Source organism: Cyanobium sp. ATX 6E8 (assembly GCF_024346335.1).
In the GTDB taxonomy this organism is placed as follows: Bacteria; Cyanobacteriota; Cyanobacteriia; order PCC-6307; family Cyanobiaceae; genus Cyanobium_A.
On sequence record NZ_JAGQCT010000015.1, the window covers coordinates 51,274 to 66,560 of the forward strand.

Consider the following 15,287-nt stretch of genomic DNA (forward strand, 5'->3'; position numbering starts at 1 on the left):
GTCAGAGCCCCCCCGCCAGGCTGAGGGCAACGATGTGGCGACAGGGTCCTTGGCGTAGCTTGTTGCGCCGGAAATGGGAGCAGTCGCATTCGGCATAGTTGATCCGCCCATCCACATCCCGGCGGAGCATCGGGGAACTGGTTTCTACATTTGCCACAAGTTGTCTCCCCTCCGCCGTAATCGTGTCTTCTTGCACTTGGACGGCACCTTTCCGGAACAACTGCACGCCCATCCGCTCCTCTAGCCCTGCCGTCTCATCTCTGTTGAGCTTGAGAGTTGGGAAAAGCGCTCTCCAGCGGTAGAGATTGCGCCCCGGTTCGAACATGGCCATGCCGGCTAGGCAGAGTCCCTGAAGAAGGCCACGGGCTTCTCCGGGGCTGCAGTTCAGGGTCTTGGCGAGATCTTCAACCGATAGGGAATGCTGCCTTTGAAGCAGTTCGGCAGCCTGGTGAATGGCTGCCTTATCGCTGCCGCAGGCTGGGGTGAAAGCCGAAAACCGAGCTCTGCCGGCCCAATCCTGGGCGGTCCAACCGGACAGCCCGATCGTGAGGCTGATGCCTTCCATCTCAATACTCCAGAAGGAGGGCAAGCCGGAATCCACCAGTCGCACGGTGAGTTCGGGCGCCAGTGACAGCAGCTCGCGCAGCACCCGGAGGCGACGGCGCCCCCAGACCTTGATAAATCGTGCTTCGCTGCCGCTGTAGGGCTGTGACCCGATCACGTATTGATCCCCCCAAGGCTCCACCAGCACCCTGGCCGGCTGGCCGGGCTGGAGTTCAAACACCAAGGCTCTGGGGCCCTGGCGTTCCCGTTGGGCATCCAGTCGCGCGAGCACATCGGCGAACGCGGATGCCTGCAGCTGCAGCTCCACCGGGGCCAGCGAAAGAGCTGCCTGCACTTCCACCAGGCCTCGAACCCAGGATTCAGGCAGCTCGATTTTCTTCTCCACCGTGGATGAGACGCCGGTGTCGAGGCTTACCGCATCAGCACCTACGCGCAGATGCAGGGGGCGGTAGCTGCGGGTGCGCGCCAGTTCCCTTTCCAGGCCCGTGCCGAAGTCAATGTTGGTGGTGCCAAGTACCGGCTTGTGTTCGCCGCGTGTTGCTACGTGGGGCAGGGTGACTCGGGCGTAGGTGGATTCATCAAGAGAAAATGCCTCGAAGAAGGTGGCATCGGGCTGCACGCTCACGATCGGATCGAGCACGATCCAGGCCTCGCGGTTATGGGTATGAAGCCAATCCCAGAAACGACGCCGGGCCTTAGCCTTACTCATCCTGGCCTCGTAGACGGAAATGGCTTTTGTATAGGGCCTGAGGTGCTCCTGCAGTGCGTCACGCCTTTTTTCAATCATTTTCCTTCTATCCAGCAGGGCTAGAACGCGTCGGGCATTGGCCACCATCTCGCTATCCAGCTCCTTCAGGTACTGACCGTGCACCCACGCCTGATAAGCGGAGTGATCCTTCGCCACTGCCGTGTCACGCATGCGCACCACCCGTCCAAGGGCCAGCATCAGCCGGGCAAAGGCCTGGCCCGGTAGTACCTCCACATTCAGGTAAACAGGAGCCTGAGATAGGTCTGCACCGAAGGTCACGGAGCTGGTGGCTGGGCTCACCGCCGTCTGAGATGCGGTGTAGCGGCCGATGTAGGTGAGCATCAGCTCATCCCTCCTGTGTTGTCTGCCGTGGTGACCGTGCGAACGGCCACACCATCAAATGGAACTCCTCCTAACGTCAGTTCCGCAATGCGGCGCAGGGCCCATTCGCGATCGCGGCTATTGGCTCCGCGAGCTAGATCCAGGAGCGCCGCCCGCCGCTCAGGTGCCAGCAGCTGCTCACTGCTAAGCCGAATCTGCACCTGCTCCTTGGCGCGGCGGTTGGTGCGCCTGCTCACAAGCATTCGTCGATCAAAGGCAGCGAGGCCATCCCCATCAGGCCAGCTGCGCAGCATGGATTCCGCCGCTACACGGGCCTGCACCACCGGATCATCCGACTGGCTTAACGCTGGCCATAGCCGATCATGCTCAATCCTCTCTGTATGGGAGGCGATCAATTCAATGCCTAGATCCCGAACCATCGGCACGATGCTGTCGACGCAGGCCAAAACGGCATCGGTGAAAACCGAGGGTGATTCCAACCCGTTGAGATAGAGGCGAATCGTTGCGAGTGGCTGGGGAAGTCCAAGCTCAGCCAGGCGAAGCCAGCACATTCCTAGAGCGTTGAAGCGTCTCAGTTGTTCCAGGCAATCCCGCTGCAGAGCGGGCTCCCCCAGTGCCACGGCCGCCACCGCGAAGGACGGATCTGACTTGATGCGGTCGCGCTCACGCACGTAGCGCAGCAAGAAATGTTGCTGCCATGGACTTGCCACCGACAGATCATCCGCTTGGAGTATGTCTCCGACGGCCATGGCCAGAGCCGACTCTTCCTCGAGCATGGTTTTCAGCACTGTCGAGTCGCCTTGTTCCTCGGCTGAGAGGGCGTGCCAGATGGCCCGAAGACAGGGGGGGGAATGCAGCATCAAGCGTGCAAGTTTGGCGGAGTTGAGTTGCCAGGTATCACCGCGGAGCAGATCAACCACTCTGGCGGTGATGTCTGAGCTGCGGGCTAGTAGTTCCCCAAGGAGTTCAATCCGTCGCTCCTGCCAGTTCTGAGGGGTGAACGCCTCTGGAGCTTCGTTGTCCTTGAGCCAGCACCAGATGGCATCGAGGAGATCGTTATTGTTTCTGCAGCGATCAAGAAGCTTCCATCCCAATGTTGTCGCCCGTGATGCGGGCATCACCATGGCTTGGAGAATGAGCTGGTGGAGCTGGTTCTCATCCAGTTTCGCTGTCAGCAGGATGGTCTCCAGCGCAGTGAGGTTGCCTGGGACAACAGCTGTTTGGCCTGCTAGTTGGTTATAAAGATCAAGCAGTTCACAGCCGTCCAACTGCTTCAGATGGGTTGTCAAGAGTTCACTGTGTTCGGCAAAACACAGGGAGCAAGCCAGGGTTAGCAGGGCAGCGGCTGTGGCGCGTGAATTGGTATAGCGAAGGTATTTTGGCTGAGCCGTGAGTGCGTTGACATAGAATTCAGCAAGTAACTTAATGCGATCTGTATCCGTAGTCTGCAGGTGCGGACTGCTCTCCATGGACGCCAACAGACCTGCCGCAGCAGTCAAAGTTCTAGGTAATGGAGCATTGCTCTGCACCTCGAATATCTGAATTAGCAGAGCTATTTCAGCGAGGGTAAGAAACATCCGCCAATGCTCAGCGCTGAGGGACTTCCACTGAGAGGGCCGTCGGAGAATGATTGTGCAGCCCCAAGCCACGAGGCGTGAATCTGAACTGCGGAGAGCTAGGAGTAACTGATTGACCCTTGGACTAGGAAGAGTCTCTCCAGCCTCCAACAGGACCTGAGAAGCGAACGTAAACGTTTCGACCGAGACCGTGATCTGAGGCAACAGATTCCGCAGCAGGTCACGATGGCTGTCCCAAGTTGCTGGATAAGCATCGCCGCGAGACGATTGGTCAAGGGGAAGGGCCACACATCGCCCGGACTTATTCAGCACCGTCTGATCTCCGCCCAGCACATAGGCAGGCAGGTAGCTGTAAGTTCCCAGTGTGGTGTCCCAGTACTGCAGCAAGCTGGTGGCAATGGACGTGTAGAGAGCTGGATCACTGCGTCCGATCTTCGCCAGCTGGCGCCGCATGCGTCTGGCCATGTACAGCACGGTGCTTTCGCTGGGAATGTCTGTGAAGGCCACCATCCAGTCCAAATCCTCTACCTCTGCAGAGGAGGCAGTGTTTTCTGAGGGCTCGGACAGCCGCGCCAGAGCTATGCCGAAAGCCTTGGGCATCAGCCCCGGATCAAGCTGTTTCAGTGCAGTCTTGAACGGCCCCCAATAACCGAATTGCAAGGGAGCCTCGGTTAGCAGTAGCCGCAGCACATCAAGGTCTGCAGGACTGAGCTGAGACTTGTTCGCAACCTTCGCAGCGAGATTCTGAGCTGAGGCCATACCCAGAACACCAGACCAGGCATCCTGTGACTCGCCATCCACGAAATCGGTGAGCCTGACCTTTTTTAGATGCTTCCTCAGTTCCCGCCGAAGACCATCAGCAGTGTCGGTATCCAGTTGGCTGAGGAGGTACGTTTCCACAACTTCCTGCATATGCTCAGGCAGCTGATTTTTACTATGCCTGACCTTGATCAGCGCATCCAAGGAGTCAGCATCGTCTTTTTGGGGACCCCAATAAGTAAGGAGCGGAGATTGGTCGCGCCATCGTCCTTGTACCCACGTGCCGAGTGGATCGCGGCCATAGCTCGATGCAGAGCCAACACGGATCAAAACCCTGATGTCATCACCCCAGCCACGAATCAGCAGGGAAATTGCCAGCTCATTGGTACAAAAACGTGCCGCAAGCCGAATGCGAGTGGGGGATATCTCCGGCATTCAGCTGAAGCAAAAAGGGGGGCGCAGATCTTCCTACTATCCAGCTGAGATCGGTGTCGATCGCTGTAGGCGGCGGCGGGCCAAAACGCCCGGAGCGCAAAGTGACTGCTTGCAGTCGATTCAGCGAAGCGCTTCGGGCATTTTGGCCCGTTGCCGCTGAATGACATCGGCAGCCGATGGTGGATGAGGGACGTGAACGCTACCTCGGCGAAGCACCGAGGCGAATTGCTAGGAAGATCGTACGCCTAAGTTTATTATTGAGCAAAATCTTCCCGGTGTCAAGGCCATTGCATGACTATGCATCTATTGCATGGTCATGCAATGAGCTGTGAAGGTGCTGCCCAGGTCTTACGAAGTAGATTCTGAATTCGCGCTGGAGTGGTCGAATCCTCTTTCATGGCAAGGAGGATTGGAATTGTGGCGTTGACATTGGAGGCAACAGCATCACGGAGGTATAGCAATTTACTCATCGCCAGAGCCTGTAGAACCTCTTGCGATGCCGGTTGTTGCTGGAGTCTTTCGATAATCTCTAGATCATCCAAATTCATCCACTCTTTCGGGAGCAGTTTCCGAATCATGGATTCCTTCGCGATCTTTTTCACTTCATTGTCTTCATCCTCGCTCAATGTGCGAAGTAATTCAACCGGCGTTGCCAGGGATGATGCAACTGCTTTCCGTATGTCTTGAGTTGTAGACAAAGCAAGTGCTTCAAGTACATACTCTGTTGCCTTCCCATTGTTTATCCTGTTAATCTTTTGGCTCGTATCAAGCGACTGCCATTCACTGGGAAGCCTGCGAAGCAGTAGGGCTTCGCGTGCAGCTGAGGCTACATCGGAATCACTATCTCTTGCTAGTTCTTTCAGTAGCTTATCCGAAGCCTTGGAGTTGCTAGCTACTGCTTGTCGGACGCGCCAGTTAGACGAACCTGACAACACGTCTAGGACTTCTAGCGTTGCACTGTCTTTGGATAGTTTCGTCGAGCGCTCATTATCGTCGAGGTAGCGCCACTCAGATGGCAAGTTTCGGTCTATCACTGCTTGACGGACATCGGAATCGTTGTCACGCGCTAGTTTTTTGATCAGTAAAGATGGTGTTCCTTCGTGCCTTGCGACTGCTTGTCGGACCCGCCAGTTAGATGAGCCTGCCAAAACGTCTAGGACTTCTGGCGTTGCAACCTCTTTGGATAGTTTCGTGGAGCGCTGATTGTCATCAAGGTAGCGCCACTCGGATGGCAAGCATCGATCTATCACTGCTTGACGGACATCGGAATCGGTGTCACGCGCTAGTTTTTTGATTAGTGAAGGTGGTGTTCCTTCGTGCCTTGCTACTGCTTGCCTAATCTTCCAATTAATTGACGTCGCCAATGCTGCTAGTACTTCACCAGTAACTATGTTCTGGCTCTTGAGGCGTCGTATGCGTTCAGTATCTCCAAGCTGGCGCCAATCTTCTGGCAGGCAAAGATTCAATAGTCTTTCTCGTGCGCTCGTTGAAACGTCATCATCTTTGTCTTTGGCTAGCTTTTTAAGAAGCTCTCTATTGGCGCCGGCATTATTTGCAACATGTTGGCGTATTACCCAATTCTCTGAACAGGACAGAATCTTTAGGATGTAACACGGTGCGTTTTCTGTTTTGAGCCTCTGAATGCGTTCGTCTTCATCAAGGTTCCGCCACTCTTGTGGTAGATGTCGATCTGAGACTGCCTGGCGAACATCCCAGTCCTCGTCATTTGCCAGCAGTGCGATTATAGAATCCGGCGTATTTTCATGGCATGCCACAGCCTGTCGGATACGAAAACTGCGAGAATGTTTTAGGATTTCTAAAATCTTGCAATCTGTGATATTACTATTTAATTTGTCAATACAGTCCTGCTCGTTCAGTTGCCGCCAGTCATCAGGCAGCTTCTGCCTAAAATCGATTCGCTTGAGGCTTTCTAATGCAGCTCTACGAACGTAATTGTTGCCATCTTTAGCGAGGTGCTGGAGCGTTAGGGCATCCGTGTCCCCTGATTCAGCCAGAACTCGCTTCTCGATGGTCGTCAAGATCTTCAGATTCATCGCTGTACAAAATTAATGGTACAATAATACTTCAGTTTGCAGGCATGTGCAATTCCCTTTCGCAAGTGTAATCCTTGCCGGCTTCGCTGGCCACCTCGTGCCGCGCCCCTCTGATGTTTGCCACTTTTTGGTGCATACTCATTACGCCAGTCCCGGCTATTCAGCAGCAAGCTTCTATCATTTAGAATCTTATATTTCACTGAAGCGCCTGAGGCGGCTTATGACACATACGGCAATGACTTCTGTCCCTCCATGTTCACGCTCTGGGCATACATTTATGCGCTTAGCGCATATTTAGAAAGCTGGCTGGTCCTTCGCGCAAGCTTTGCACCACCTTGACTCTGCACATGTAACAGTTCTGAGATCTAGCCCACCCATTCATGCGCTTCCTCCACACCGCCGACTGGCAGCTGGGCAAGCCCTATGCCCGCGTCACAGACCCCGATAAACGTGCCCAGCTGCGCCGTGAACGGCTCAGTGCCATCGGCCGGCTTGGTGTGGTGGCGCAGCAACAGGGTGCCGCCTTTATTGCCGTCGCCGGGGATTTGTTTGATACCCATCAGCCAACCAAGGCAGACGTCTCCGCTGCCTGCAGCGCTATTGGTGCGGTGGGGCTGCCTGTGCTGGTCATCCCGGGCAACCACGACCACGGCGGGGCCGGCAGCTGTTGGCAGGAGAGCTACTTCCTTAAGGAAGTGCAGCAATTGGCCCCCAACCTCACAGTGTTCCTCGAGCGCCAGCCGTTCGAGCTCGCCCGCCTTGGCCTTCCTGGGGGCGTGGTGTTGCCCTGTCCGCTGCTGCGCAAAGCCGAGCCGGTGGATCCCACCGCCTGGCTGCGCCAGCTCGACTTCTCGCCCTGGAGCGACCAGCCCAGGATCGTTCTGGCCCATGGATCAGTGCATGGCTTTGGCGGTGAGGACACCGGCGACACGGACGACGAAAACCCACCGGTCCCTACCAACCGGATTGACCTCTCGGCGCTGCCGCCAGGCGAGATCGACTACGTCGCCCTTGGCGACTGGCATGGCCTCAAGCAGGTCAGCAGCCGGGCCTGGTACTCCGGCTGCCATGAGATGGACCGCTTCCCGCGGGCGACCGATTACCGCTCTGGCCAGGTGCTGGTGGTCGACGCAAACCGCGGTCTGCAGCCTGAAGTGTTCGACATCCGCACCGGTGCGATTGGCTGGCATCAGCTCCAGCACCGCTTCAACAGCGACGCTGACCTGGATCGCCTTGAGCAGATCCTCCGCGATCTGATCGGTCCCCGCAGTCAGGAGGATCTGCTGCTTCTTGAGCTGGACGGCAGCCTCAGCCTCGCCGCTGCGTCACGCCTGCAGGATCTGCTGCAGCGCTTCGAGGCCCGGCTGCTGCGCCTCAAGCTGCGCGATCGCACCAGCGTCGCCCCGGATGGTGCTGAACTGCGCCTCCTCACCGAGCGAGCCGGTGATCCGCTGGTAGCTCGTGTGGCCCAGCGGCTGCAGCAGCAGCTGGAGCTGGGAGAAGAGGAAGGCGAGCTGGCCCGGATGGCCCTGCGAGAACTACACCGCGCCTGTGTCAGCAACTGAGCGAACCCCAAAACCAACGCACCTCCTGATTCCACGACCCCCCAGCTCTCCGCTATGCGCCTCCTCTCTGCTCGCGTTCGTGATTACCGCCGGCATCGCGACCTGCCCATCAGCTTCGATCCACGCTTCACGGTGATCGCCGGGCCCAATCAATCCGGCAAGAGCACCCTGGCTGAGGCGCTGCACCGGGCCCTGTTCCTGCCGGTGAAGACCGGCGGCGAACTGCTGAAGGGCATGCAGTCGGATCCGTTTCTGGCTGAACCGGAAGTGGAGATCAGCTTTGAGGCGGCCGGTGAACGCTGGGAGCTGCGCAAGCGGTTCGCGGGCGCGCGGGGTAGTGCCAGCCTGCGCGACAGCGCTGGCCGCAGCCTGCAGGGGGAAGACGCTGAGGAGCGGCTATCAGAACTGATCGGCACCGCTGCCGTGGCCCGCAACCGTGGTGCCGCTGATCAGCTCAAGGAGCGCTGGGGCCATCTGTGGGTGTGGCAGGGATCAGCCAGCAGCAATCCGCTTGGTCTTAACGCTGCTAGCTATGACCACGATCGCCTGGTGGAACGCCTCCAGGCTGGCGCAGATCTGGGCGTGCAGTCTCCACTGGACCTAGCCGTGCTGGAGGACATCCAGACCCGTTGGGCCACCGTGTACACCCCCGGAGGTGCTAACCGGGCCCCGCAGGTGAAGACGGGCTCCCCTCTGTACAACGCGCGTAAGGCGGCGATCGACGCCCAGGACGATCTGGAGGCCATCGGTGATCAGATCGACCAACAAGCGGCAGCAGAGCAAGCCTTTCAGGAGGCGGTAGCCCAGCTGCAGCGCGTGTGCCAGGCGCTGCCGCCTCTCCAGGTGCAGCGCGGGGAACTGGACCAGAAGCTGAAACGCAGCCAGGAGCTGGAGGCGGCGATCGCCGCGGAGAAGCCTCAGTTGCAGGCGGCCCAGAAGGAACGCGACGACCTCGACAAAGACCGCACGCAGCTGGAGGAGCTGCAAAAGCAAGTGTCCACTCTGGAGGCCGCCAAGGCCCCGGATCAGGAGGCGCTTGAGGCGCTCAAGCATCGCCTGTCTGAGCTGGAGACTGCCCGCGTACATGCCCAGGAGCAGCTGGAAGTCCAGCAACAAACTGTGGCCAAGACCATCCGCGAGGCCACGGCGATCGAAACCCTGCAGAAAGGCCTGGGCCAACTGCAGGAACAACAGCGGCTGGAGCAGCAACTGGCTGCGCTGGCCACCAATCAAGCCCGTTGCGATGAACTCCAGGCAGAAATCGCCCTCCTGCCTGCGCTAACTGCAGCGGATGTGGAGACGCTGCGCCGGCTTGAGACGGCAAGGCGCGATGCCCGGGTTCGCGCGGAAGCACTCTCAGCCGGCATCGAGGTGATCCGTGCCGGACGCCCTGTGCGGGTGGATGGACTTGAGCTGGCCGCAGGAAGCCGTCAGCTGTTGTCGGAGCCGGCGACAGTGCAGGTGGGAGACGATGTGGAACTGCGGCTCACGCCTGGGGATGGCTCCAGTGCTGCGGAAGCAGCAACCGTGCTTGCAGAAGCGGAGGGCAAGTTCCAAACAGAACTCCAGCAATGGAAGCTGACGACGGTGGACGAAGCTGCCACGGCCGAGCGGCGGCGCAGTGATCTACTGGCGGAGCAGCAGCGCCTGATCGAACAACGCGGCGGAGCGGATACCGAAGCCCTGCGCCTCCGGCTGAATGCGTTGATTCAGGGAGCGGATGCTCAGGTTTCGCTCGACGCTGCCGATGCAGCTCTGCAAGGGGAAGCCCTTGAGAGCCGTCTGCGTGCCTTGGAGCAGCAGCTGAGCGAGGCTCGCCAGCAACGCGATGGGGCCACCAAGACGGAACAGCAGCACCAGGCGCTGGTGAAGCAATCCAGTGCTGACCTAGATGCCCAGACCAAGCTGATTGCAACGGCGGAAGCCGGCCTGCGTGAGCGTGAGAACCAGTCACTGGAAGCGAGCACGCGCATTCATGCCCTGCAGGAGCGACACGGCTCTCTTGAGGCTCTGACGGTCGCACTCGCTCAGGCCCGCGAACGCTGCAGGGAACTCCAGAGCAAGCTGGAGGGGCTGGAGAGCGAGCTGGCGGAGCTGGGCGCTGAAAGCCTCAAAGCCAGGGCTGCAGAGCTTGATAAAGAGATCAGCACGCTTGAGAGCCAAGAGCGGGAAGCGACAGAAGCACGCATCCGTGCCGAAAGCCGTCTGCACGGCGATGGAAAGGTTGATCTCCAAGCTGAGCTCGAGCAGAAGCAGGCCGAGCTGGAGTCACGCCTGGAGGAGCAGGAACGGCTGGAGAAGGAGGCGGGGATGCTGACGCTGCTGCGGCGTCTGTTGGAGGAGGAGCAGAACGCAATGGCCACGCAATACACCGCACCGCTCACTGAGCGGATCGGCCGTTATCTCGCCCAGGTGTTCCCCGAGGCCCCGCAGACCAGCCTCAGCTACGACGCCAGAAACGGCTTCCAGGAACTGCAGTGGCGCCGCGGCAACGAAGCGGCCTTTGGCTTTGATGTGCTCAGTACCGGCGCTCGCGAACAGTTCGCCGCTGCCCTGCGGGTCACCATGGCAGAAGTGCTGGCGGAGGCCTACGACGGCACCTTACCCGTGCTGTTTGACGACGCCTTCGCTAACTCTGACCCTGAGCGACAGGCGGGTATTTATCAGATGCTGCAACAAGCCGCTGACCAGGGACTGCAGGTGATCCTGCTTACCTGTGATCCGGAGAGGAGCGAGGGAATTGAGCGGGCAGCACATATCAATCTCGCCCTGTAACCAAGGGGATTGCCTGCAAAAAATGGCTAAGTAGCTGCCTAAGCTGTAGGCAAATTCGACTGTGTTATGGCGCCCAAAGACAGCCTCTTTCGGCGCCTGCAGCACCTGGATCAAGCAGGCACTTCCGAGCGCCAAGCGGCACGTCGCAAGCGCTCGCAACAGAGCAGCGGCGAAATTCTTCAGACCTTTCTGGCGTACCTGCTGGACGATGCTGCCCAAAAGATGGGGCTCGGCATCGCTATTGGCGATCCCCTCACCCTGATTCACGAGCCCACCAATGAGTGGGATCCCAATGCCGTGAAGGTGTTTTGGAAAGGAGAGTGGATCGGCTACATCCCCAAGGACATGGCACCCCTGATCGTTGCCGAAGTGCCGGAGGTGGCCCAGGGGCTTGACGCAGTGGTGACCGGTCTCAGCACCACATCACAACGGGATGCCTTCCGGCTGCAGATCTCGATCCCGATCCCCAAAGCCAGCCGGCGCCTCCGGGAACTGGGCGTGAGCAGCGCCTTTGCATGGGATTTCGACCGCACCACCGGAGCCGACAAACTACGGCTGGTGATCAGTTGCACCGAAACGGCCTTTCGCGAACTGCAAGAGCTGTTAGGCGCCAGCTACGACGTGAGCAAGTGCGGCTACAGCTACTACCCCGCCCAGGACGGCCGCCACTATCCCTGGTATCTCAGCCTCACCGACAGCACCGGCAAGGCGCCCGACAACCCGGAGCAGGTGGAGCAGCTGATACGTTCACTCTTCGGGGCGCCCAGTGAGACCACCCGCATCCGGGAACGGCAAGAACGCCTCAAGGAGCTTGAGGAGAAGCAGGAGGACATCAACACGCGACTGGAGACCAGCCGGGCAGAGGAGCGACGCCTCAGAAGGGAGTTTGATTTCAACAAAAGGGCCTGGGAACAGCGAGCCGAGAAAGCCCAGGAACAAGGTGAGCAAGCCATCGAACTGGCCCAGTCTGTTGAGGGCGAGCTCAGTCAGCAGCTGGACCTCAAAGAGCAGGAGCTGCAGCTAGCCCTCGCCGAAAACAAAGCCCTGGCGGACCAATTGGAGCAGGGCAGCAACGAGCTGGCCACGCTGCGGCTGGACCTCGAGTTTCTCGAGCAGGCAGGCCCTGCAGGGGTGGTCACTGAATTGAGCTACACCCCGTGGAGCAGCACGGATGAGGAAGTCACCGAACAGGAGGTCACCAACCGCCTGCTCAACAGCCTGCGTGGTGTTGCCGGCAGTGCGCGCCTCAAGCCGCGTCAATGCCTCGAGCTGGTGAGTGAGGAGCTCTGCCCTGGCAACTTGCTCGTGCTCGACAGTGCCTGGAGCTCCGCCGATCAGGTGAAGGGTTTTGAACACAGCGACCAACTGTTTGAGCTGCTCTGGCTGCTGGCCACTGGCTATCGCGAGCAGAAGCTGGCTGGGGCTCCTGACCGAATTGCTGGGCAGGTGTTTGGCGGCAGCAGCTATGCCCCCAGGGAATCCCAGACGATTGAGAGCAATCCGCAAGCTAAGCGTGCTCGCACCTTCTCCTATGGGAGCAAGGCCGTCGAGATGTGGCAGCACCTCAAGATCGGGGCCAAGGATTCAGAAAATCGAACTCTGCGGATCCACTTCTGCTGGGATGAGGAGCTGGGGCAGGTGGTGATTGGCCACTGCGGCAAGCACCTTTACAACCCAAATCACTGAATCTTCAGGGCTCAAGGACATCCAATAGCCGGCCATCCTCATCCACCAAGCGATGCCGCTTGCCGGTGCTGCGAGCCCGGCTCTGCGCAGTGCGAAATGCGTCGGCCTCGTTGTGTTTGGTCTGGAAGTGCTGCCAGCGACCGAATTGGTCCTGCCATTCGATCTCTACGCGGGTCATCACGATTGGAGCGGATGAACTCACCATCCCATGGCCCATTGATCGCTGTTGGTGAGGTTGTGCGAATCACCAGCCGCCGGACGTCATGGTCGTGCTTCGCAGGAGAGAGCGGCCATGCCGCAGACAGTCAGGCGAGGCTGTTGCCAGCCAGCACACACGCCATGACCACCGCCACTCAGGACGCCGCCTCTGACCGGCGCAAACAGCTCGCAGCCCAGTTGCTGCGCGGCGAGAGCGTGATGGTCACCCAGCAGGGCGAGATCCGCTCCCTCAGTGAGCGCGGGGACAGCGAGGTGGCGATCACCGTGCCCGAGGGCAAGCTCGCCGCACCCTCCCTCTACTGGTACGAGCGCGACCCGGAGCTGTTTCAGGCCGAGCTGGCGGCGATGAACCACTTCTTCCCCCAATTCCGGCCCGATCGTCTGCCCGATGGGCGCATGTCCTGGCTGGGGTCACTGGCCAGCGGCATCCCCGACAGCCAGCGGATCTGGCACCTGCAGCTCGTCTACGACCATGACCATCCCCATGGCGATGACTACGGCGGATCGATCAGCGTCTTCCCGATCGAGCCCGATCTCAATGCCCTCACCGAGCAGCTGGAGGAGCCGATCCCCCACACCCTGCGCCATGAAGCCAGCGGCGAGTTGAGCCTCTGCACGGTGGCAGCTGAATCGTTCCGCCATGGCCGCGATCACTGCAGCACCGCCGCCAGCGCCCTGGCCTGGGCGGCCAAATGGATCGCTGCCTTTGAGCTCTGGATGCTCGGGGAGCTGAGCACGGCTCAGTTCGCCGGTCACCAGATCTGAGGACGCTGCCATGACCACAACCATTACTGCGATGCCCGTGGAGGTGCTGTTCTCCCGCCGGGCCCATGCGGCCATCTGCGCCGAAACCCTGGAGCACCACCCCAACGAAACGGGCGGCATCCTGCTGGGGCGCTTCCACCAGAACCGCTGGCAGGTGCTCGAGGCGATCGACCCGGGTCCCGCGGCCGAGAGCACCGCCACGAGCTTCAGCTACGACCGGGGCTATGTGAATCACCTGGCCGCCAAGCTGGCGCGCCAGTACCGCCTGCCCCTGCAGCTTGTCGGCCTGTGGCATCGCCACCCCGGCAGCTTCGATCAGTTTTCGGTCGATGACGACAGCACCAACCGGCGCTTTGCCAGGCAGAGCAGCCATGGCGCGCTGTCGTGCCTGGTGAATCTCGATCCCCACTTCCGCCTCACGGCTTATCACGTCCCAGCGGATCTCCGTTACCAGCGGCTGCCGGTGTGGACCGGCGATGCTCTGCTCGATGGCGAGCTGCGTCAACAGCTCGATGCGTCAGACCTGGATCCAGAGCAGCTGGGCGCATCGGGCCTGGCCTGTGAGCTTCAGGATCTGTTTGCCTGCCGAGCACGGACGGCACTGCCGCTTCGAGGGCCGCTGGTGGCTGAGGTGGATCGGGTGCTGGCGCAACTCGATCAACTGCAGCAATGGCGCTACGGCCTGCGGGCATGCGGGGATGTGCTGCAGGTGGCCCTGCTGGAGCGCGCAGGACCTCGCAGGCAGCTCTGGGAAGTGCGCGGCACGCACGACGGCTTGATCACGACATGCGTTCTGGAGCGCTGCGGCCATGACCAGTAAGCGCTCCGAAACCCCGGCCATCGCCTGGTTTCCGGCCGATCTCTCTGCCGACGGTGTCGATCCGGATCTGCACGGCTACTTCCAGGCAGAGACGGGTCACTATGTAGTGCTGGGAACCGATCCCACCGATCTGCGGGAATGCCGGAACCTGAGCGCGGGTTCAGGGATCCCGCCCCTGCACGCGATCCACACCGAGCAGGGTTGGCAGTTCACCGCCGGCGGGCAGCCGTGCATCGCCAAGCCCTATGGACTGGAGAACGATCTGTTCTCCCGCCATGCCGGCCTGCTGGAGACCGCCGCGATGGCGCAATGCGGCGTGATCGTCTGTGGTTGCGGCTCGGTGGGGAGCCTGGCGGCGCTGGATCTGGCCCGCAGCGGTGTGGGGCGTTTTCTGCTGATCGATGACGACCTCCTCTCGATCGAGAACCTCTGCCGCCACCAGTGCGGCTTGGCTGATCTAGGCCGCAGCAAGGCCCGCGCGGTGGCGGACCGGATCCGGCTGATCAACCCGCGTGCCGATGTGCAGGTGCACACCACCACCCTGGAGCGATTGGATCCTGCTGTGGTGGCAGCATTCGCCACCGCCCAGGACACGCATGGCCAACGGCTGCCATCCCTGCTGTTAGCGGCCGCCGACAGCCGCCGGGCCGATCGCTATGCAGCCCAGCTGGCAGCCCAGCTGCAACTTGCTTTTCTCTCGATCGGCCTATGGGAGCGGGCTTTCGCGGGCGAGCTGTTCTATTGGCATCCCGATGCACCGATGCCCTGTTACGGCTGTGCGTTTGAGGGGCTGATCGGATCACTCTCCCGGCGTCCTGAACCGCAGCGCCGCTTCTACAGCAATGAAAGCGTGACGTGGACCCCGGCAATCGGTCCAGGGTGAATGAGAGTCCTCAGCCGGCCAGACTGGGCCGGGGACTTCACCATGAAACGCACCAGGCACACCGCGGAGCAGATCATCCGCAAGCTGAAAACGGC

General features: G+C 60.1%; 10 protein-coding genes. 6 read left to right on the forward strand and 4 right to left on the reverse strand.

The annotated features are described in order from the left end of the window. Position 1 precedes the first annotated feature (1 nt). The 3 genes from KBY70_RS11630 to KBY70_RS11640 all read right to left on the reverse strand — a co-directional run bounded on the left by KBY70_RS11630 (position 2) and on the right by KBY70_RS11640 (position 6,479). Positions 2-1,654, reverse strand: a complete 1,653-nt coding sequence (locus tag KBY70_RS11630) for an SWIM zinc finger domain-containing protein (RefSeq protein ID WP_254988600.1) — start codon at positions 1,652-1,654, stop codon at positions 2-4. Further along, positions 1,654-4,425 (reverse strand): hypothetical protein, encoded by a 2,772-nt coding sequence (locus tag KBY70_RS11635; RefSeq protein WP_254988601.1) that lies wholly within the window; start codon positions 4,423-4,425, stop codon positions 1,654-1,656. Before KBY70_RS11635 ends, KBY70_RS11630 begins: the two co-directional genes overlap by 1 nt. A 314-nt stretch (positions 4,426-4,739) precedes the next feature. Next, a complete protein-coding gene (locus KBY70_RS11640; protein ID WP_254988602.1) occupies positions 4,740-6,479 on the reverse strand; it encodes a HEAT repeat domain-containing protein in 1,740 nt (579 codons plus the stop codon). Positions 6,480-6,859: 380 nt separating this feature from the next. On the opposite strand from KBY70_RS11640, the gene KBY70_RS11645 reads away from it, so the two are divergent. The 3 genes from KBY70_RS11645 to KBY70_RS11655 all read left to right on the forward strand — a co-directional run bounded on the left by KBY70_RS11645 (position 6,860) and on the right by KBY70_RS11655 (position 12,505). Continuing rightward, positions 6,860-8,044, forward strand: a complete 1,185-nt coding sequence (locus tag KBY70_RS11645) for an exonuclease SbcCD subunit D (protein ID WP_094560622.1) — start codon at positions 6,860-6,862, stop codon at positions 8,042-8,044. Between the two features lie 54 nt (positions 8,045-8,098). Then, a complete protein-coding gene (locus KBY70_RS11650) occupies positions 8,099-10,819 on the forward strand; it encodes an AAA family ATPase (RefSeq protein WP_254988603.1) in 2,721 nt (906 codons plus the stop codon). Positions 10,820-10,885: 66 nt separating this feature from the next. Then, positions 10,886-12,505 (forward strand): HIRAN domain-containing protein, encoded by a 1,620-nt coding sequence (locus tag KBY70_RS11655; RefSeq protein WP_254988604.1) that lies wholly within the window; start codon positions 10,886-10,888, stop codon positions 12,503-12,505. 4 nt (positions 12,506-12,509) lie between these two features. Here the strand turns inward: KBY70_RS11655 and KBY70_RS11660 are convergent, their stop codons facing one another. Then, a complete protein-coding gene (locus tag KBY70_RS11660; protein ID WP_198953869.1) occupies positions 12,510-12,683 on the reverse strand; it encodes a hypothetical protein in 174 nt (57 codons plus the stop codon). A gap of 161 nt (positions 12,684-12,844) precedes the next feature. Here KBY70_RS11660 and KBY70_RS11665 point away from each other — a divergent pair, with 161 nt between their 5' ends. Genes KBY70_RS11665 through KBY70_RS11675 form a run of 3 tightly spaced genes read left to right on the forward strand, consistent with a single transcriptional unit; the run spans position 12,845 to position 15,192 of the window. After that, positions 12,845-13,489 carry a hypothetical protein gene (locus tag KBY70_RS11665; RefSeq protein ID WP_254988605.1) on the forward strand — a complete coding sequence of 215 codons (645 nt, stop codon included), beginning with the start codon at positions 12,845-12,847 and terminating at the stop codon, positions 13,487-13,489. Between the two features lie 10 nt (positions 13,490-13,499). Beyond that, positions 13,500-14,309, forward strand: a complete 810-nt coding sequence (locus KBY70_RS11670; RefSeq protein WP_254988606.1) for a Mov34/MPN/PAD-1 family protein — start codon at positions 13,500-13,502, stop codon at positions 14,307-14,309. Then, positions 14,299-15,192 carry a HesA/MoeB/ThiF family protein gene (locus tag KBY70_RS11675; protein WP_254988607.1) on the forward strand — a complete coding sequence of 298 codons (894 nt, stop codon included), beginning with the start codon at positions 14,299-14,301 and terminating at the stop codon, positions 15,190-15,192. Before KBY70_RS11670 ends, KBY70_RS11675 begins: the two co-directional genes overlap by 11 nt. The last annotated feature ends 95 nt before the right edge of the window (positions 15,193-15,287 follow it).